Genomic DNA, 18,682 nt, shown 5'->3' with positions numbered 1-18,682 from the left:
ATGAAAGCGACTGGCGTTTCCTCAGCTGCCATCTCCAACGCCCTGCGTTACCAGCAGGCCAAGATGCAGGCCGACCTCGTCAAGGCGACCAGGGAATCGCAGACCGGCGCCGTCGCCGATGTCGGCCTGGCGCTTGGCAGCCGCACGACCCAGGCCGTCACCTTCCAGCGCGATCTCGACCGGCTGAACGGCATCGTCGATTCCAACGCGCTCGTCACCGCGCGCCTGACATCGACCCAGAATTCGCTCGGCCAGATCGCCGGTGCCGCGCAGAGCTTCCTGTCGGCCCTGACCAGCGGCGTGTCGGGCGACTCCTCGACCAGCATCCTGCAGACCGCCGGCGCCTCGGCGCTGCAGCAGATGACGGGTATCCTGAATACCAGTGTCAACGGCGAATATCTGTTTGCCGGCACCAACACCGACGTCAAGCCGATCGACGATTTCAACGCCGCCGGCTCGCCGGCCAAAGCCGCCTTCGATGCCGCCTTTTCGAGCTATTTCGGCTTTGCCCAGACCGACCCGGCGGCGGCCAACATCACCGCCGCGCAGATGGACGATTTCATCACCACCAAGGTCGAGCCGCAATTCCTGGGCGCCGGCTGGCAGGCCAACTGGTCGAGCGCCACCGACGATCAGATCACCAGCCGCATCTCGCTCAACGAAACCACCCAGACCTCAGTCAGCGCCAACGAACAGGGCATCCGCAAGCTCGCCATGGCGGCCGCCATGGCCAGCGGCCTGCTTACCGGCAGCATCAGCGAGGCCGCCCAGAACGTGGTCGTCGACCGCGCGCAGGCGCTGGTCGGCGAAGCCATCGGCGGCATCACCCAGGTGCGGGCCGAAACGGGCCTCGCGCAGCAGCGCGTGTCCGACGCCAGCGACCGCATGAAGACCCAGGTCGACCTCTTCGAGAAGCATATCGTCGACCTCGAAGGCGTCGATCCGGCCGAAGCCGCCACCCGCGTCGCCGACCTGACGCAGCATATCGAGACCTCCTTCGCCTTGACCGCGCGTCTGCAGCAGCTCAGCCTGCTGAACTATCTGACTTGAACACATAAACCGGAACGCCAGAGCGCCGACGATGTATCAATTCTCCTACGCCGACATCCAGACCGACTCCGTCGCCGACGCCAAGGACCGGGAGCGGCAATTGCTCACTCGTTCGATCGACATGCTGGCCGCGGCGGCAGCCGTCGGCACCGAGTCGATGGAAGCGGTCGAGGCGCTGCACTTCACCAACCGCGTCTGGACCACCTTCGTCCAGGATCTCGGCTCCAGCGACAACGCCCTGCCCAAGGAGCTGCGCGCCAACCTGATCTCCATCGGCCTGTGGCTGCTGCGCGAGACGGAAGACATCCGCCAGGGCCGCACCAACAATTTCGAAGGATTGATCGAGGTCTCCCAGATCATCCGAGACGGCATCCAATGACCAACACGCTGAAGATCTCGCTGAAGCCCAACGAGAAGATCTATGTCAACGGCGCGGTCATCCGCGTCGATCGCAAGGTCACCATCGAGCTGATGAACGACGTGCAGTTCCTGCTCGAAAGCCATGTCATCCAGGCCGACCAGGCGTCGACGCCGCTCAGGCAGCTTTATTTCATCGTGCAGATCATGCTGATCAACCCGGTCGGCGCCTCCGAGGCGCGCGACATGTTCCGCCGCTCGCTGCCGATGCTGATCGCAAGCTTCGACAACCAGGACATCTGCAAGGGCCTGAAGCAGATCGACCGGATGGTCGGCGAGGATGATATCTATGAGGCGCTGAAAGCGATCCGCACCCTCTATCCGCTCGAGCGCAGGGCGCTCGAAGACCATGACGACATTCCCGAAACGCCGCGCGCATTGGCTGTAGGAGCATAAGATGGCCGTGGACATGACGACAACGATCCCGGTTGGCGCCAACCAGGCCAGCCAGCAGACCTCGAAGACGGCCGTGGACTACCAATCGTTCCTGAAGCTCCTGATCGCCGAGATGAAGAAGCAGGATCCGACCAAGCCGATGGATTCCACGCAATATGTCGCGCAGCTCGCCACCTTCTCCCAGGTCGAGCAGTCGGTGCAGACCAACACCAAGCTCGACCAGATCATGCAGTCCTCGGCCTTGTCGCAGGCCGACGCGCTGATCGGCCGCTCGATCACCTCGGCCGACGGCAAGACGACCGGCACGGTGGCTTCGGTGACGCTCTCCAGCAGCGGCCTTATCGCCGTGCTGCAGGACGGCACCCAGGTCCCGGTCGGCGCGGGCGTGTCGATCAAGCCGGCCGCCTGAGCAGGTCTCGCGAAAGTGGGTCCGGTTTCGGGACAAAGACTGCTTAAAATCAAAAAAGCTAAAGCAGGTCGCGTGAAACCTTTTTCACGCGACCTGCTTTAGCCGGCTTCGCATGAGGGACAGCCGATGAACGAGGCCGACGCCCTCGATATCGTCCAGTTCGCCGTGTGGACGGTGCTTACCGCTTCCGCCCCCGTGGTGCTGGTGGCGATGGTCGTCGGCATCGGCATCGCGCTCATCCAGGCGCTGACCCAGATCCAGGAAATCACGCTCACCTTCGTGCCGAAGATCGTCGCCATCATGCTCGTGGTGGCGCTGACCGGCCCGTTCATCGGCAGCCAGATCTCGGCCTTCACCAACGTCATCTTCGAGCGCATCGAACACGGCTTCTGAAGCTTCGTGGCATGCGCTCGGGCTTCGCATGAGCAGCGCGATGATAGACCTGGCCGAGGTTGAAGGCGCGAAATAGCGAAATTTTGGTCCAGACCGGCCAGATGCTTGGTTTAAAGCTTCGCCGACGCATTTTCGCCTTTGCCATCCTATTGTTGGGACGCACTCTTTGGCGAGTCGCCCGCCCCTTAAGGTGCGGCGAGCCTCTACAGCGGACGAAGGCGCACCATGATCGACGACGAGCCGGAAAGCGAACGCGTCTCCGCGCTGGCGCCGTTCCGGCACGGCATCTTCCGCGCCGTCTGGTCGGCCAGCCTTGTGTCGAATTTCGGCGGCCTGATCCAGGGTGTCGGCGCCGCCTGGATGATGACCACGATCGCCACCTCGCCCTACCAGGTGGCGCTGGTCCAGGCCTCGACCACCTTGCCGATCATGCTGTTCGCGCTCGTTGCCGGCGCCATCGCCGACAGCTTCAACCGCCGCAAGGTGATGCTGGTGGCACAGACCTTCATGCTGGTCGTCTCGGCGTTGCTGACCTTGTTCACCTGGCAAGGCTGGATGACGCCCTGGACGCTGCTTGCCTTCACCTTCCTGATCGACAGCGGCACGGCGCTGAACAGCCCGTCATGGCAGGCCTCGGTCGGCGACATGGTGCCGCGCGCCAAGGTGCCGGCGGCGGTCGCGCTCAATTCGCTGGGTTTCAACATTACCCGCAGCGTCGGCCCGGCGATCGGCGGCGTGATCGTCGCCGCCGCGGGCGCGGCGGCCGCCTTCGCAGCCAACGCCGTCAGCTATATCGGCCTGATCGTCGTGCTCGCCCGCTGGAAGCCGGCGCTGCCGGAGCAAACCCTGCCGCGCGAGTCGCTGGGCGCGGCGATGGGCGCCGGCCTGCGCTACGTCGCCATGTCGCCCAACATCGCCAAGGTGCTGGTCCGCGGCTCGGCCTTCGGCTTCAGCGCCGGCGCGGTGCTGGCGCTTCTTCCCCTGGTGGCGCGCGACGTCGTCAAGGGCGACGCGCTGACCTATGGCATCATGCTCGGCGCCTTCGGCATCGGCGCGGTCGGCGGCGCGCTGATCAGCGTGCGGCTCAGGCAGCTGCTGTCGAGCGAGGTGATGGTTCGCATGGCCTTTTGCGGCTTCGCGCTCTGCGCCTTCAACGCCGCCGTCAGCCACAACGGCTGGCAGACGTCGGCGGGCCTGCTCATCGGCGGCGCCTGCTGGGTGATCGCGCTCTCGCATTTCAACGTCACGGTGCAGATGTCGACGCCGCGCTGGGTGGTCGGCCGCGTGCTGTCGATCTACCAGACGGCGACCTTTGGCGGCATCGCGCTGGGCAGCTGGATCTGGGGTGTCGTCGCCGACGCGCATGGCGCCGAGACCGCGCTGATCGCGGCAGCGGTCGCGATGCTCGCCGGCGGCGCCATCGGCTTCGCCCTGCCGCTGCCGCGGCAGACGCTGCTCAACCTCGATCCGCTCAACCGTTTCAAGGAGCCGATGCTGGCGCTCGATCTCAAGCCGCGCAGCGGCCCCATCGCCATCATGATCGAGTACGTCATCCGCGAGGACGACGTGCCGGAATTCCTGGCGACCATGGCCGAGCGCGGCCGTATCCGCCGCCGTGACGGCGCCCGCAACTGGACCTTGGCCCGCGACCTCGAAAATCCGGGCATCTGGATCGAGCACTACCACACGCCGACCTGGGTCGAGTATATCCGCCACAACCGGCGCGCCACCCATGCCGACGCCGTGGTCGGCGAACGCATCCGCGCGCTGCACAGCGGCGAGAACCCGCCGCGCGTGCGCCGCATGATCGAGCGCCCGACCACCGCAGGCACGACGCTCGTCTCGCCGAAAGGCCCGATCGATCACTAAGCAATTCCAGGAAAAGTGTGAGCGGTTTTCCGTCCGGAATTGCGTAAAAACAAAGAGTTGACGGCATGTCGTCCGAAGCCCGCTTCCGGCAAACGACGTGCGCCGAAGGGTCAGGGATCAATCGGCGCTCTGGATCATGTAGAGCTTGCGGGTGGTCTCGTGGATGCGCCACTCGCCCTTCCATCCCTGCGGCAGGACGAGAAGGTCGCCCGGCCCGAGCTCGCGCATCTCGCCATCGGCGCGGCTCACCTCGGCGCGGCCGGAGATGATGTGGCAGATCTCCGACGAGGTCGTGCGATCGGCGGTGAACCGTCCGGGCGTGCATTCCCAGATGCCGATGTCGACGGTCCCGTCCGGCGATTGGAAGAACGACCGCGCGGCCTCCAGCTGATCCCCTTCGAAAGAGGTCGGCTTCGGTGAAAAAGCCCCGATATCGGCCCTGGCGAGGTCGTGGAAAGTCGAGAGATCGATCAAGCTGGTCTCCATGGATCAGGGCAATTCCGGCGGTCTGGAACTGCGCGAGAGCGAAACGGTTGGAGCGGCTTTGCGAACCGCTAATGGCCGGTGATGCTGTCGGCGAGAGCGGCCAGTTTCGAAGTGTGACTGAGCCCGGCAGCTTCGCGGTTATCGGCGACGCGGTAGAGCTGGTACATCGAATGGACGCCCAGCCAACGGAACGGTTCCGGCTCCCATGGCCGCACCTTGCGGTTGACCCAGGGCAGCCGCGTGAGTTCGGTGCTCTCGCCGAGCACGAGATCGCTCAGCGTGCGCCCCGACAGGTTGGAGCTCGACACACCGAGCCCGACATAGCCGCCAGCCCAACCGATGCGTGTCGCGGGATCGAGGCCGACCGTCGTGCACCAGTCGCGCGGCACGCCGAGCACGCCGCACCAGGCATGATCGATGCGGCATCCGGCTGTCTGCGGCAGCAGCGTGGTCAGGATCGCGTGCAGCTGGTCGATCGTCGCCTGCTGCGTCTGCCCGTTGACGTCGGTGCGCGAGCCGTAGCGGTAAGGCACGCCGCGCCCGCCCATGGTGATGCGCCCCTCGCGCGTGCGCTGGGCATAGCAATAGGCATGCGCGGCATTGCCGAGCAGCTCGTGCCCCTCCCAGCCGATCTTGCGCCAGAACTCTTCCGACAGCGGCTCGGTGACGATCTGCGCGCTGTTGAGCGCCAGCCAGGTCCGCTCCTCTCCAGGAATGCCGGCCGTGAACCCTTCCGTGGCGCGGATGACGGTTTCGGCCCGCACCGCGCCCCGGTCCGTTGTCACCACGCCCTTGGCGATTGTCGTCACCGTCGTCTTTTCGTAGATCGAAACACCGAGACTCTCGACCGCCGCCGCCAGCCCGCGCACCAGCTTGGCCGGCTGCACGCGCGCCTGGCCGTGGATGACGAAGCCGCCGAGCACATTGTGGATGTTGATGCGCGCACGGGTCGCAGCCTGGTCCAGCAGTTCGATGCGTTCGGGGTCGGCATCCCAGGAGCGGATCGTCTCGAACTCCTCGCGCACGCGCTCCAGCTGCGCCGGATTGGTGGCGACCGTCAGATTGTCGACGCGACGGATGTCGGCGTCGATGCCTTCTTCCGTCGCCACCCGGATCACCTCGTCGACGCAGCCGGCCATTGCCTTCTGCATGGCGGTGACGCCTTGCCGGGTCGACGTCTTCAGATATTTCTCGCGCGACCAGCCAAAGCCGCCCGACAGCCAGCCGCCATTGCGCCCCGAGGCGCCGAAGCCGGCAAACTCGCGCTCGACGAGCACGATGCGCAGCGACGGCTTCGCTTTTTTCAGATAGTAGGCTGTCCAAAGCCCGGTATAGCCCGCGCCGACGATCGCGACATCGGCCTCGATGTCGCCGGGCAAAGGCGGTCTCGGCGCCGGGATGTGACCCAGATCTGCATACCAGAACGAGATGTCGCCGTTGCGCTTGACTTGCATGGGATGGCTTCCAGGAATTGTGAGCGTTTAATTGGCCGGCTGTCGATCGGGTTAGCCCTCGCCGGCCAGGTCGCGGCGCGCCTTGTCGAGTTCTTCGGCGTAGCGGCGCATCAGATGGCTCTCGGTGAGCAGGCCAAGCACGATGCGCTCGTCGAAGTCCTCGACCACCGCCAGTTCTTCGGCCCCGGTGCGCTGGAAGGTCTCGGCGGCGGTCTGGACATTCATCGACGGCACCAGCACCGCATCCTTGAACTGGGCGAGCGCGCTCACCGGCGTCTCGCCATCGGAGGGATCGCTGTGCAGCTCCGGCACCAGCAGCATGCCGACATACTGGTCGGCCTGCTCGACGGCGATGACGCGCTGGCCTGAGCCGAGCGGGGTCTCCTTGCGGAATTCGGCGAGCGTGGTCGAGGCGGGAATGGTGCGGACGTCCTTGCGCATCATCGAGCCGACGGTGAGGCTGCGCATCCAGCCGACGTCGTGGGCGCTGCGGATCGTCTCGCCGCGCAGATGGAAACGCCAGGTCGAGAAGGAGTAGCCGAAGGTCTCGCGCACCAGGATCGCCGACATGATCGAGGCCGCCAGCACCACGCCGGTGAGCGTCAGGTCGCGGGTCGATTCCAGCGCCAGGAACGTCATCGTCAATGGACCGCCGACGACGCCGACCGCGAGCGAGGTCATGCCGACGACGGCGGCGATCGCCGGGTCGATGCCGACGGACGGCGCGGTCAGCGCCATGACGCCGGCGAAGACCTTGCCGAGCAGCGCTCCCAGGAACAGCGAAGCGAAGAACAGGCCGCCGCGGAAGCCCGAGCCGAGCGAGATGGCGGAGGCCGCCAGCTTCATCACGAAGACGCTCGCCACCACCGGCAGCGCATAATTCATGGCGAACTCGCGATGCAGCGCGCCGTGGCCGCTGGAGAGCACCTGCGGCGTGACCAGCCCGAGCAGGCCGACGAAGATGCCGCCGATGAACGGCCTGACCGACGCGTCGATCGAGAGCCGCACGAAGAGACGCTCGACGATGCTCACCAGATGCATGATGGCGATCGAGGCTGCCCCGCCGAGCAGTCCGAGCAGTAGGAACGGCACATACTCGCTGGCGGTCAGATTCGGCAGACCTGACAGTTCTAGCGGGAACGGCACGCCACCGAACATTTCCGCCGTCAGCGAGGCGGCGATCGCCGCCGTCATCACCGGCGCCACATTGACGACGGAGTAGATGCCGATGACCAGCTCGAAACCGTAGAAGGCTCCGGTCAGCGGCGCGTCGAAGGCGGCGGCAATCGCACCGGCGGCACCGCAGCCGACCAGGATGCGGACGTCATTGCGGCGCAGCCGGAACGCGCGCGCAAGCCGGGAAGCTACGCCGGAGCCGATCTGCGTATAGCCGGCTTCCAATCCCACCGAGGCGCCGAAGCCGCTGGAGATCATCGTCTGCGCCACGATGATGAAAGTGTCGGTGAGCGACATGCGCCCGCCATAGAGCGCGTTGGCCTCGATCGGGTCGACCGGGGTGCGGAACTTGCGCTTTCTGAGCCAGATGACGGAAAGGCCGAGCAGCAGGCCGCCGATCGCCGGGAACATTGCCTGCACCGGGTCGGCGAGCGAGAACATTGCCGAAAGGCGGCCGCCCGGCTGCACGTCGAACAGCAGCCAATGCATGCCTTGCACCAACACGCTCATGCCGGTGACCAGCGCGCCCGCGATGGCGCCGACCATGCCGGCCATCAGCACGATCGCAATGCCGCGCGCCTCGAGCACGGGGATCGAACGGATCAGCACCGCGCGAAGCCGGCGGGCATAGACTTGTGGGTCGTTTCTGGCAGGCAACGGAACGGCTCGCCGGTATGCGAAAGATAAACAACTGCCGTGCCTGATACGCGCGGCGGCCTTGCGTGGCAACCGCAATGCCGACCGCATGTGGCGCCATTTTGGCGTTGCGCGAATTAGCGTTAATGCATGTCCCCCAGAAGTGTGCAGCGGTTCTGGGACGACGACATGCATCAAGCAAAGACCTAAAGCGCGTTGCGCTCTAGGAAACGCTTTCCGCCGCGATAAAGGCGATAGATTTAGTTCGGTAACGGAATGGTCAGCGGGCCGCAGTCGTCCTCCGCGACGAAGATCGCCAGCAGCTCCGCCGGCTCGGTGGCGCTGGCGTTCTCGGCGAAAGAATGGATCGCGCCTGGCGCTTCGAACCAGGTCTGGCCTTGAGTGTAAGTAACAGCCGGTCCGCCTTCCATCTGCGAACGCAGCGCTCCCTTGATGACGAAGGCCGTGACGGAACCGGGATGGCGATGTCGCGGCGTGTAGGCATTGGGCGGAAACTCGACCAGCGCCGTGGTGATCGAATGCCCAGGCACATTCGGCAGCTTTTCGCAGGAGAGCGGCTTCACCGTGGTGGTCGGACGCGCCATCGCCCCCTCCCCGGCATCAGCCCCCATCATGTGGACATGCGAGTCCATAGCGCCAAGACCGGTGACTGCCCTGTTGTTGTGGACCACAGTGCCGAGCAGTCCGGCAGAGATCGCGGCAGCGCCGAGCAGCGCCAGGCTTCGGGAAGAAACGTCTACGGTCATGACGGCACCCCTTCACCCGGCCAGGCGAAAGCCGGCGCGCCAGCCGAGTTCGGCGACGGCCTTGTCGGTCGTGATATGGCCGTTCGGCTCCGCGACGTTGAAGGCGCCCTGCGTTCCCCGCTCGACGGCAAGCAGAGCCGCGTTGGCGGCGGCATCGACATGCACCGCCGGGTCCGCGGCGGCTGCCGCGCCGGTGCCTGGCCCGTAGAGATGACCGTAGCGCAGCACGATGCCAGTGATCAGCGAGGCGTCGAGCACATGCTTCTCCAGTGCAATGACGCCGCCGACGCTGACGGCCCGGCCGCCTTCCGCACCGCTGTCCAGCGCGTCGCTCTCGGCATGCGGCTCTGCACCCGGAGCATAGACCCAGGCGATGCTTTGCGCGATCAGCCGCTTCGCACCGGCAGCCTTCGCCGCCTCGACGAGGTTGCGGGTTCCTTCATCGCGGATGCGGGCGTTCCGAGCGATTGCCTCGGCCATTTTCGATGGATCGAGCCCAGCTGGGAGGTCCGTGAGCTGGTGGATGACGATCTCCGGCTTTGCCGCCAAGACAGCCGCGCGCAACCCGTGCGCATCGAACACATCAACCACCAACGGATCGGCGCCGAGCGCTCGAATATCTTCTACTTTTGCCGCCTGACGCGTCGTCGCCGTCACCTCATGCCCGGCCGCCACCAGCTGCGGCACCAACCGGCGGCCGATCGCGCCCGAGGCGCCCGCAAGAAAAATGCGATGGCCCATCGTCTTTCGCTCCTTGACGCGATAATATCAGAATACGAACACCATATAAGAGCTATGATATCATGCGCAAGGGGAATCCATCCATTCCGTCCGCAGGCGAAGGCAAGCGCGGCGAGCAAGGCTATCTGGGCTATCTGCTGCGCCAGGCGGCTGGCGCCTACCGCCTGAAGGTGGAGCGGGCGCTGGATGAATTCGGCGTGACACAGGCGCAATTCGCGGCGCTCACCATGGTTTCGGCCTATCCCGGCCTATCCAATGCCGATCTGGCCCGGTTGGCGGTGCTGACGCCGCAGACGGTGAGCGTGATCGTCGGCAATCTGGAAAAGGCCGGTTCCCTCCTCCGCCGGCCCCATGCCGTCCACGGCCGCATCCAGCATCTCGACCTTTCGGACAGCGGCCGCGCCTTGCTGAAGAAATGCCGTGAGCGGGTTTATAAATTGGAGGGCGAGCTCACCGCCGGCCTCTCCGCCGAGGAGGAGCGCGCCGTGCGGCGCTGGCTGGTCGCCGTCGCGACCGCGGATGCGGCACAGCCGTAAATGCTCTGACGATCAGGTCGGCGCGCCGCCGTCCGTTTCGTAAAGCGTGAGCTTGCGGTCGCCGATGCCGAGCTCGGTCCAGCTCGCGCGCCATTCGGCGATATGCGCCGATTTGAAATGCGCTTCGAGCGCGGCACGGTCGCTCCAGGCCTCCGAGACATGGATGAGCCCGGCATCCAGCACGTCCTGCGCGTAGGAATAGCCGAGGCAGCCCGGTTCGGCACGGCTCGACGAGATCATTCTTTGCATCACCGGCCTTGCCTGTTCGAGCCTATCGGCGGGCAGCCGGATCGTGCCGATGATCAGGAGCATCTGCCTTCCCTTCGCAAGACCGTGGCAAGGTCCCCTAACCGCTCTCCCACCTTCGCGCAAGCTTGGAGGGCTACGGTCAAGGGCCTGCCCTGTGCGTGGCGGGCGGCCTGGATTTGAGGACGACATGGCGATCAGCGAAACACTTCCGTCCGGCCTGGCGGTCAAGAACGGCCGCGATATCTTCTTCGCGCTGGGCATCGTCTTCATCCTGGCGGTGCTGTTCCTGCCGATCCCGGCCTTCCTTATCGATATCGGCCTCGCTTTCTCGATCGCGCTTTCGGTGCTGATCCTGATGGTGGCGCTGTGGATCCAGCGGCCGCTCGACTTCTCGTCCTTCCCTACCGTGCTGCTGATCGCCACCATGCTACGCCTATCGCTCAACATCGCCACCACCCGCATGATCCTGTCGCACGGCAACGAGGGCACGCATGCCGCCGGCTACGTCATCTCGGGCTTCTCCAAGCTGGTGATGTCGAGCGACTTCGTCATCGGCCTCATCGTCTTCATGATCCTGATCGTGGTGAACTTCATCGTCATCACCAAGGGCGCGACCCGTATCGCCGAAGTCGGCGCGCGTTTCACCCTCGACGCCATCCCCGGCAAGCAGATGTCGATCGACGCCGACCTTTCCGCCGGCATGATCGACGATAAGACGGCGCAGCTGCGCCGCCGCGAGTTGGAGGAGGAATCCTCATTCTTCGGCTCGATGGACGGTGCCTCGAAATTCGTGCGCGGCGACGCCATCGCCGGCCTGATCATCACTGCCATCAACATCGTCGGCGGCATCGCCATCGGCTATCTGCGCCACGGCATGGGTCTTGGCCAGGCGGCCGACGTCTTCATCAAGCTGTCGGTCGGCGACGGCCTCGTCACCCAGATCCCGGCGCTCATCGTCTCGCTCGCCGCCGGCATGCTCGTCTCCAAGGGTGGCACGCGCGGCTCGACCAACCAGGCGGTGTTCGGTCAGCTCGGCGCGCATCCGCGCGCGCTCTACGTCGCGGCCTCGTTGCTGGTCATCCTCGGCCTGATGCCCGGCCTGCCGCTGTTCCCCTTCTTCGCGCTTGCCGGCGGCATGGCCGGCCTCGGCTACATCATCCCGCTGCGCCAGAGCCGCGAGCGCGCCGCCGCCGAAGCCTTGAAGACGCAAGAGAAGGCTAACAAGGTCGAGGAGGAGAAGAACTCGGTCAAGGCCTCGCTGGTCACCGCCGAGATCGAGCTTCTGATCGGCAAGCAGCTTTCGACCAGGCTGATGGTGGCGCATCAGGAACTGGTGTTCCGCATGTCGAAGATGCGCAAGAAATTCGCCCAGCAATATGGCTTCGTGGTGCCGGAGGTGCGTGTTGCCGACGACTTCGCCATCCCGCCGAAGAGCTATCAGATCAAGGTGCACGGCACTGTGGTCGCCGAATACCAGATGCGCGTCGGCGAGATCATGGTGCTGCTCGGCACGCGCGGCGTGCCGGAGATCCCCGGCGAGGAAATCCGCGAGCCGGCCTTCGGCATGCGCGCCTATTCCGTGCTCGAAACCTTCGCCGAGGATCTGAGACGCGAGAACTTCACCTTTGCCGACAACATGTCGGTGCTGCTCACGCATCTCTCCGAGGTGATCCGCAACAATCTGCCGCAGCTTCTGTCCTACAAGGACATGAAGGCGCTCTTGGAACGGCTCGACCCCGAATACCGCAAGCTCGCCGACGAGATATGCACCTCGCACATCTCCTATCCCGGCCTGCAGGCGGTGCTGAAGCTGCTGCTCGCCGAGCGCGTCTCGATCCGCAACCTGCATCTGATCATCGAGGCGATCGCCGAGATCGCGCCGCATGTGCGCCGTACCGAGCAGATCGTCGAGCATGTGCGCATCCGCATGGCGCAGCAGATCTGCGGCGACCTCTCCGAAGGCGGCACGCTCAAGGTGCTGCGCCTCGGCAACCGCTGGGACCTCGCCTTCCATCAGAGCCTCAAGCGCGACGCCAAGGGCGAGGTGCGTGAATTCGACATCGATCCGCGTCAGCTCGAAGAATTCGGCCAGGACGCCACCAAGGCGATCCGCAAGCATCTCGAGGCCGGCGAGCGCTTCGTGCTCGTCACCGCGCCCGACGCCCGTCCCTATGTGCGCATGATCATCGAGCGGCTGTTCACGACGCTGCCGGTGCTGAGCCATGTCGAGATCGCCAAGGGCGTCGAGATCAAGGTGCTCGGGACCATCTCGTGAACGCGCTCTCGCAAGGCGTCGTCATCGCCGCCTTCCTCGCCTTCTGCCGCATCGGCGCCTGCTTCATGCTGATGCCTGGCCTGTCGAGCGCCCGCGTGCCGCTGCAGATCAGGCTGTTCGTTTCGCTCGCCGCCACCGGTGGCCTGCTCGCTTTCCTGTGGGACCGCATCTACCCATTCGTCGATCCGCGCCCGCAGGTCCTGGCGCCCATGATCGTCTCCGAGCTGCTGGTCGGCGGCCTGATCGGCGCCATGACCAGGCTCTACATGGAGGCGCTGCGCTTCATGGGCTCGGCCATCGCCATGATGATCGGCTATGGCGGTTCGGGCGGACCGGCGATCGAAGAGCCGGAACCGCAGGCGGCGCTCGCCGCCATCATCTCGTTCTCGGCGCTGCTTTTGCTCTTCGTCTTCGACTTCGACCACGAGATCGTCAAGGCGCTCGTCGCCTCCTACACGGTCGCTCCGGTCAACGTGTTCTTCAATCCGCAGGCGGCGCTGGTCGACGTCACCGACACCGTGTCGGACGCCTTCTTCCTGGTCATTCGGCTGGGCAGCCCTTTCGTCGCCTATGCCATCCTGGTCAACCTGACGATCGGCTTCGTCAACAAGCTGACGCCGCAGATCCCGGTCTATTTCATCTCGCTGCCCTTCGTCATCGCCGGCGGCATGATCATCTTCTATTTCGCCGTCGGCACCTTGCTGTCGCTATTCGTCGACGGCTTCGTCGACCTCACGCTGGCGAGATAGCCATGACCATGCGAAAGGACCGCCTGAAGAAACTGGTCAAGGTGCAGGAGCAGTTGAAAGTCCTGCACGAGACCCGCCATGCCGGCTTCCTCGCCGCCGCCGTCAAGGCCGAAGCGGAGGCCAGGGACCTGATCGAGCATTTCGACACCGACGCTTCGCTGGCCGCTCTCTTTCCGGAAATCTATCATCGCCGCATCACCGTCGCGCTCGAGCGCCAGAAAAAGAACCTGGAAGACGCCCGCCAGGAAGCCGCGCTGATCGCCACCGCGACGGCGCGCACCAACATGGTCGAGCGCGCCTACAAGGACGTGCGCCGCCGCGACGAGCGCGAGCGCTCCGACCGCGAACGCCTCGATCTGATCATGCAGAAGCGAATGGACGAAGGCTGACCTCCCGCAAGCCTGCCACAAGCTTCTTGAGTCATTGTGCAACTGACAAAACCGGCAAAGGGCGGACTTTCTTGGCCATTTCCCCACCCAGCGACATCGTCATGGACGTTGCCCGCGCAGCGGAGCCGGCCGATGTCGAGGCCGCGCGCGCGGCGCTCGCGAGAAGGGCGAATGGCGCCTCGGCGCCGTTCGCGCTCGATCCCTCCGCGACGGTCGATGCCGGCTCCATCCTCTCGCGCGCCGCGGCCGACAAGGCGGAAGCCGCCAATCCGGCGAAGAAGTTCCAGCGCTTCGAGGCGATGGTGCTGACGACCTTCATCCAGAACATGATGCCCAAGGACACTGAGGGCGTTTACGGCAAGGGCCTGGCCGGCGACATGTGGAAGTCGCAGCTCGCCGAAAAGGTGGCCGATGTCATGGCCGCGCATGGCGGCATCGGCATCGCCAAATCGATGCTCGCCGACCACTATCTCGACGGCAAGCACAAGGTGCCGGTCGGCCCCGTCGCCGGCGGAGCGCAGAAAACCGAGATCGACCAGCAGACCCGGCTTTCGACCTCGATGATCGAGGAGCTTGAGCGCAAAGCCGCACGGTCGATGACCGGCGACGACACAACCACAAAAACGGACATCAAGATCTAGGGACCTACATGGCCGACCAAACGGACCTTTCCAACCTTCCCGCACGCACCAACGCAATGGAGGCGCCCGCCGCCGCGCGACCCGGCAACCTCGCCGCCATCATCGGCCGCATCGAGGAAGTCGTGGACGAGGAGACCGCCGGCATCCGCAGCGGAACAGCCTATGACCTCAAAGCCTCGAACGCGCGCAAGAGCCGGTATCTCTACGAGCTGAACCGCGCCATGAAGGGCGCCAACGAGATCGAATTCCTCGAGCAGCATCGCGAAGGCCTGCTGCGGCTGCGCCAGAAGCTGGCCAGGAACGAGGCGGCGATCCTCGCCCATCTCAACGCGGTCAACGAGGTCGCCACGCTTCTGAGGAACGCCATCCAGCGCGCCGATGCCGACGGCACCTATTCGGTCGGCGAGTTCGGAATGGCCCGAGCATGATCCCGAAAAGTGGAGACCGGTTTTCGGACAAGATCATGCTCGAAGCAAATCGAACATGATAAAGTTCATCGCCGCCGCGCTGTGGATCTGCGCCGTGACGCTCGGCGCGGTCTTCTATTCCTTCCAGGCGGCGGGCCAGCGCGGCGCGGCCGGGCCGCCGAAGCCGATGCTGGGCGGCCTCGACTATGTCAAGACCGACATGATCTCGGTGCCGCTGCTGCGCGACGGCACGATCGACGGCTATTTCCTCACCAAGCTCGTCTACACGGTGGAGCCGGACCAGATAAAGAAGCTGTCGATCCCGGCGCAGGCGCTGATGACCGACCAGGTCTATTCCTATCTCTATTCCAACCCGCAGATCGATTTCACCAAGAAGGAATCGATCGATCTCGACGCTTTCCGCAAGTCGATCCGCGACACCATCAACACCCGCGTCGGCGTCGAGCTGGTGCACGAGGTGCTGATCGATCAGGTCAACTTCCTGTCCAAGGACGATATCCGCGACAACGCGCTTCGCCGCCGCAAGAATGCCGGCGAAACCGCGGCGGCGATGACCAAGCCTTTCCAGGCGGCGCCGGAGCATTGATTGCACCGCCGCGTCCGGCGGCTATAGACATGGCCCAGCTCCCCTAAGCGATATGACGCACGGTGACCGCGTTGACGTTAACGTCAACTCGAAGCTATATGCGCCGGTGACAGGCGACCGCGCGCAGGCGTGGCGCGTCTACCTCGCCCAGCGGCCAAGCGCCGGTGCGCGTCAACGCAACCAACGAGGAGAACCGCCATGGGCGTTCAGGAGATTGCCGACAAGATCAAGTCGCGCGTGGCAAGCGCCGGCTTCGAGCATTCGGTCAAGTTCGACACCGGCAGCGACGGCGTCATCGTCATCGACGGCGCGACCGTCTCGACCGCCGACGCGCCGACCGACTGCACGATCAAGCTGTCGCTCGACGATCTGGATTCGCTGATTGCCGGCGACCTCAATCCGACCATGGCCTTCATGTCCGGCAAGCTGAAGGTCGAGGGCGACATGACCGTCGCCATGGCGCTCAGCCAGTTGCTCGGCTGACCCTTCGCAAAAACGGCAACGCCGCCCGATGGGCGGCGTTGCCGTTTTTTGTCGAGCCGAAAGGCTTCAGGCGACGAAGTCCAGCGCCTGTCCCTTGATCTTGCGGCCGGCGGCCTTGATCGTGCCTGTGGCGCCGTCCAGCGCGCCGTCTTTCAGCTCCAGCGCCAGAAGCCGGTGCCGCTCATAGGGGCCGGGCATGGCGAGCGCTCCGGTGCGGTCGGCCGAGAAGCCGAACCGCTCGTAATAGGGCGCGTCGCCGACGAGCAGGATCGCGCCATGGCCAAGCCGCGCGGCTTCGGCGGTCGCATACCGCATCAGCGCCGAGCCGATGCCGCCGCTCTTCAATCCCGGTTCGACCGCGAGCGGGCCGAGCAGCAGCGCTGCCGGACCGCCCTCGCCCAGCCTCACATCCCACAGCCGCACCGTGCCGACGACCCCGCCCGACGCATCGCGGGCGACAAAGGCCAGGCCTTCCGAGGGCCGGCGGCCGCGCCGCAGCTTCTCGGATGACTTCTTCTTGCGCTTCGGCCCCATGGCGCGGTCGAGCAGCGCTTCGCGCGCCGCCACGTCGCCCGCGCCTTCGCCGACGATGACGAAGGCAGGCGCCTGGGTGGCCCCCTCGTCCGGCGCGCCGCGCGAGCCAGCCTGTGCCCGGAGGGCCAGGGAGGGCGCAAACGCATTTTCAGGCGAAGTGGAAACCGGTTCGCCGTAAGAAAATGCGCCAAGAAGCACTGCCGTCGAGCCATTCTCCCCCGCGGAGAAAAGCTCAGCCAACGGTCCGGACGAGGGGGCAATTTCAGTGGGCGCGAAGGCCGATTTGGTCAGGTATTCCATGTCCGCGATCCTTCACGAGCGGAGATCTGTCCCACAAGCGAGCCCGGGCGGGCGACAGGCGTCCGCGCCGGTTGATCTGAGCGGTTTCTTGCGAACTGCTCAGATCACGTAGGATCGGAGAGGCTCGAAGCCGTTGAAGGCGACCGCCGAATAGGTGGTCGTGTAGGCTCCGGTGCCTTCGATCAGCACCTCGTCGCCGATGGTCAGCGACAAGGGCAGCGGATAAGGCGTCTTCTCGTACATAACGTCGGCCGAATCGCAGGTCGGGCCGGCGAGCACGCAAGGCGCGGTCTCCGAACCGTCATGGCGCGTGACCAGCGGATAGCGGATCGCCTCGTCCATCGTCTCGGCGAGACCGCCGAACTTGCCGATGTCGAGGAACACCCAGCGCACATTGTCGTTGTCGGCCTTCTTCGAGATCAGCACGACCTCCGACTTGATGACGCCGGCATTGCCGACCATGCCCCGGCCCGGCTCGATGATCGTTTCGGGCAGCGCGTTGCCGAAATGCTTGCGCAGCGCCGAGAAGATCGCCTGGCCATAGGCCTGGGCCACCGGCACGTCCTTCAGGTAACGGGTCGGGAAACCGCCGCCCATGTTGACCATCTTGAGCACGATGCCTTCCTCGGCGAGCGTCGCGAACACCTTCTTGGCGTCGCCCAGCGCGCGATCCCAGGCCGTCAGGTCGGTCTGCTGCGAGCCGACATGGAACGACACGCCATAGGCGTCGAGGCCGAGGCCCTTGGCATGGCGCAGCACGTCGACGGCCATCGCCGGCACGCAGCCGAACTTGCGCGACAGCGGCCACTCGGCGCCTTCACCGTCGGTCAGCACGCGGCAGAACACGCGCGAGCCGGGGGCGACGCGGGCGATCTTCTCGACCTCCTCGACGCAGTCCACGGCGTAGAGGCGGATGCCGAGCTGGTAGGCGCGTGCGATGTCACGCTCCTTCTTGATGGTGTTGCCGAAGGAAATGCGGTCCGCCGGCGCGCCGGCATCCATCGCCATCTCGACCTCGGCAACCGATGCGGTGTCGAAGGACGAGCCCATCGCAGCAAGCAGGCGCAGGATTTCCGGCGCCGGGTTTGCTTTCACCGCATAGTAGATCCTGGAATCGGGCAACGCCTTCTCGAAGGCGCGGAAATTGTCGCGCACGACATCGAGGTCGACGACGAGGCAGGGGCCGTTCGGACGTCGGGTGGCGAGGAAATCAAGGATGCGCTGGGTGGCCATCGGGGTCTCTCCATAACGCCTTTCGGCGCGCAATAAGGCTGCGGGACGCGGGCTGTCGGCCTCGCGAACACGCGGTGGACAAAGGCGGGACGTCAAATCCATGGGACCAGCCGGTGGAGACCCCGGAACCATGAAACGCCGTCTCGCGGCGGTGAACCTTGGCCTTGCCCGGCCTCGGTTCGCTTTGTCTGCCTTGGCTTGGATGGGAGACCCGTCCGCACTGCCGGCAATGAAGGTGTGCCTCTTTAGTAACCCCGGTCTTTGGACGACCGGAAGAGAACCAGAAAGGCCCGCACCGTCGTTGCTTCAAGGTGTCCTCGGTCTTGTGGTTGGCCACTGACCGACTGGAGGGGTTGGCTCCAGTTACCTTACCGATTGCCCTCACCATTCGAGGATCGGCGGACACCCACAGGCACGTGCGACTTTGGGCAAGCGCGATATAGGAGCGAAGGGTTTCACAATCAATAAAAATCGTAAGCGCAGGT

The 18,682-nt window shown here is 65.1% G+C and carries 22 protein-coding genes; 14 read left to right on the top strand and 8 right to left on the bottom strand.

The genetic code is table 11. The features are described from left to right. The 6 genes from FJ956_RS03445 to FJ956_RS03420 all read left to right on the top strand — a co-directional run bounded on the left by FJ956_RS03445 (nucleotide 1) and on the right by FJ956_RS03420 (nucleotide 4,534). Entirely contained in the window at nucleotides 1–1,050 is a 1,050-nt protein-coding gene (locus FJ956_RS03445; protein ID WP_140673808.1) for a flagellar hook-associated family protein, read from the top strand. Nucleotides 1,051–1,081: 31 nt separating this feature from the next. Beyond that, nucleotides 1,082–1,429 carry a flagellar biosynthesis regulator FlaF gene (flaF, locus tag FJ956_RS03440; RefSeq protein ID WP_140673806.1) on the top strand — a complete coding sequence of 116 codons (348 nt, stop codon included), beginning with the start codon at nucleotides 1,082–1,084 and terminating at the stop codon, nucleotides 1,427–1,429. Beyond that, nucleotides 1,426–1,863 (top strand): flagellar biosynthesis repressor FlbT, encoded by a 438-nt coding sequence (gene flbT, locus FJ956_RS03435; protein ID WP_140673804.1) that lies wholly within the window; start codon nucleotides 1,426–1,428, stop codon nucleotides 1,861–1,863. The genes flaF and flbT overlap by 4 nt, the downstream gene beginning before the upstream one ends. A 1-nt stretch (nucleotide 1,864) precedes the next feature. Then, on the top strand, nucleotides 1,865–2,272 hold the full coding sequence (flgD, locus tag FJ956_RS03430) for a flagellar hook assembly protein FlgD (RefSeq protein WP_140673802.1): 408 nt from the start codon (nucleotides 1,865–1,867) through the stop codon (nucleotides 2,270–2,272). 126 nt (nucleotides 2,273–2,398) lie between these two features. Continuing rightward, a complete protein-coding gene (gene fliQ, locus FJ956_RS03425; protein WP_140673800.1) occupies nucleotides 2,399–2,665 on the top strand; it encodes a flagellar biosynthesis protein FliQ in 267 nt (88 codons plus the stop codon). A 225-nt stretch (nucleotides 2,666–2,890) separates the two neighbouring features. Beyond that, the gene (locus tag FJ956_RS03420; RefSeq protein WP_140673798.1) at nucleotides 2,891–4,534 is read left to right on the top strand and encodes an MFS transporter; all 1,644 of its coding nucleotides are present in this window, start codon (nucleotides 2,891–2,893) and stop codon (nucleotides 4,532–4,534) included. Between the two features lie 117 nt (nucleotides 4,535–4,651). Here FJ956_RS03420 and FJ956_RS03415 read toward each other — a convergent pair whose 3' ends face one another. The 5 genes from FJ956_RS03415 to FJ956_RS03395 all read right to left on the bottom strand — a co-directional run bounded on the left by FJ956_RS03415 (nucleotide 4,652) and on the right by FJ956_RS03395 (nucleotide 9,794). Next, entirely contained in the window at nucleotides 4,652–5,020 is a 369-nt protein-coding gene (locus FJ956_RS03415) for a cupin domain-containing protein (RefSeq protein WP_140673796.1), read from the bottom strand. A gap of 68 nt (nucleotides 5,021–5,088) precedes the next feature. Then, the gene (locus FJ956_RS03410; protein ID WP_140673794.1) at nucleotides 5,089–6,474 is read right to left on the bottom strand and encodes an FAD-binding oxidoreductase; all 1,386 of its coding nucleotides are present in this window, start codon (nucleotides 6,472–6,474) and stop codon (nucleotides 5,089–5,091) included. A 51-nt stretch (nucleotides 6,475–6,525) separates the two neighbouring features. Beyond that, nucleotides 6,526–8,307, bottom strand: a complete 1,782-nt coding sequence (locus FJ956_RS03405; protein WP_140673792.1) for a chloride channel protein — start codon at nucleotides 8,305–8,307, stop codon at nucleotides 6,526–6,528. Nucleotides 8,308–8,546: 239 nt separating this feature from the next. Next, entirely contained in the window at nucleotides 8,547–9,053 is a 507-nt protein-coding gene (locus tag FJ956_RS03400; protein WP_140673790.1) for a cupin domain-containing protein, read from the bottom strand. 12 nt (nucleotides 9,054–9,065) lie between these two features. Further along, nucleotides 9,066–9,794 (bottom strand): NAD(P)-dependent oxidoreductase, encoded by a 729-nt coding sequence (locus FJ956_RS03395; protein ID WP_140673788.1) that lies wholly within the window; start codon nucleotides 9,792–9,794, stop codon nucleotides 9,066–9,068. A 62-nt stretch (nucleotides 9,795–9,856) separates the two neighbouring features. On the opposite strand from FJ956_RS03395, the gene FJ956_RS03390 reads away from it, so the two are divergent. Next, nucleotides 9,857–10,330, top strand: a complete 474-nt coding sequence (locus FJ956_RS03390; RefSeq protein ID WP_140673785.1) for a MarR family transcriptional regulator — start codon at nucleotides 9,857–9,859, stop codon at nucleotides 10,328–10,330. A 12-nt stretch (nucleotides 10,331–10,342) separates the two neighbouring features. Here FJ956_RS03390 and FJ956_RS03385 read toward each other — a convergent pair whose 3' ends face one another. Beyond that, complete coding sequence (locus FJ956_RS03385) at nucleotides 10,343–10,642, bottom strand: putative quinol monooxygenase (RefSeq protein WP_140673783.1); 300 nt, start codon at nucleotides 10,640–10,642, stop codon at nucleotides 10,343–10,345. A 124-nt stretch (nucleotides 10,643–10,766) separates the two neighbouring features. Between FJ956_RS03385 and flhA the strand changes: the two genes are divergently transcribed. The 7 genes from flhA to FJ956_RS03350 all read left to right on the top strand — a co-directional run bounded on the left by flhA (nucleotide 10,767) and on the right by FJ956_RS03350 (nucleotide 16,130). After that, nucleotides 10,767–12,854: a flagellar biosynthesis protein FlhA gene (gene flhA / locus FJ956_RS03380; protein ID WP_140673781.1), complete on the top strand. Its 2,088-nt coding sequence runs from the start codon at nucleotides 10,767–10,769 to the stop codon at nucleotides 12,852–12,854. Further along, complete coding sequence (gene fliR / locus FJ956_RS03375) at nucleotides 12,851–13,603, top strand: flagellar biosynthetic protein FliR (protein ID WP_140673779.1); 753 nt, start codon at nucleotides 12,851–12,853, stop codon at nucleotides 13,601–13,603. The genes flhA and fliR overlap by 4 nt, the downstream gene beginning before the upstream one ends. 2 nt (nucleotides 13,604–13,605) lie before the next feature. Then, nucleotides 13,606–13,992, top strand: coding sequence for a hypothetical protein (locus FJ956_RS03370; RefSeq protein ID WP_140673777.1), 387 nt, complete (start codon nucleotides 13,606–13,608; stop codon nucleotides 13,990–13,992). Between the two features lie 71 nt (nucleotides 13,993–14,063). Next, nucleotides 14,064–14,633 (top strand): rod-binding protein, encoded by a 570-nt coding sequence (locus FJ956_RS03365; protein ID WP_246671985.1) that lies wholly within the window; start codon nucleotides 14,064–14,066, stop codon nucleotides 14,631–14,633. An 8-nt stretch (nucleotides 14,634–14,641) separates the two neighbouring features. Beyond that, the gene (locus FJ956_RS03360) at nucleotides 14,642–15,061 is read left to right on the top strand and encodes a hypothetical protein (RefSeq protein ID WP_140673775.1); all 420 of its coding nucleotides are present in this window, start codon (nucleotides 14,642–14,644) and stop codon (nucleotides 15,059–15,061) included. 55 nt (nucleotides 15,062–15,116) lie between these two features. Continuing rightward, nucleotides 15,117–15,647, top strand: a complete 531-nt coding sequence (locus tag FJ956_RS03355; protein ID WP_140673773.1) for a hypothetical protein — start codon at nucleotides 15,117–15,119, stop codon at nucleotides 15,645–15,647. A 198-nt stretch (nucleotides 15,648–15,845) separates the two neighbouring features. Continuing rightward, entirely contained in the window at nucleotides 15,846–16,130 is a 285-nt protein-coding gene (locus tag FJ956_RS03350) for an SCP2 sterol-binding domain-containing protein (RefSeq protein ID WP_140673771.1), read from the top strand. Between the two features lie 66 nt (nucleotides 16,131–16,196). Here the strand turns inward: FJ956_RS03350 and FJ956_RS03345 are convergent, their stop codons facing one another. Then, the gene (locus tag FJ956_RS03345) at nucleotides 16,197–16,721 is read right to left on the bottom strand and encodes an N-acetyltransferase (protein ID WP_246671993.1); all 525 of its coding nucleotides are present in this window, start codon (nucleotides 16,719–16,721) and stop codon (nucleotides 16,197–16,199) included. A 342-nt stretch (nucleotides 16,722–17,063) separates the two neighbouring features. Next, entirely contained in the window at nucleotides 17,064–18,197 is a 1,134-nt protein-coding gene (odc2, locus tag FJ956_RS03340; protein ID WP_140673769.1) for an ornithine/lysine decarboxylase, read from the bottom strand. Nucleotides 18,198–18,682: the final 485 nt, after the last annotated feature.

It is taken from the genome of Mesorhizobium sp. B2-4-3, from assembly GCF_006442815.1.
Classification (GTDB): Bacteria; Pseudomonadota; Alphaproteobacteria; order Rhizobiales; family Rhizobiaceae; genus Mesorhizobium.
The sequence above is the reverse complement of the archived record's forward strand: the minus strand, read 5'-3'. Positions and strand labels throughout refer to the sequence as shown.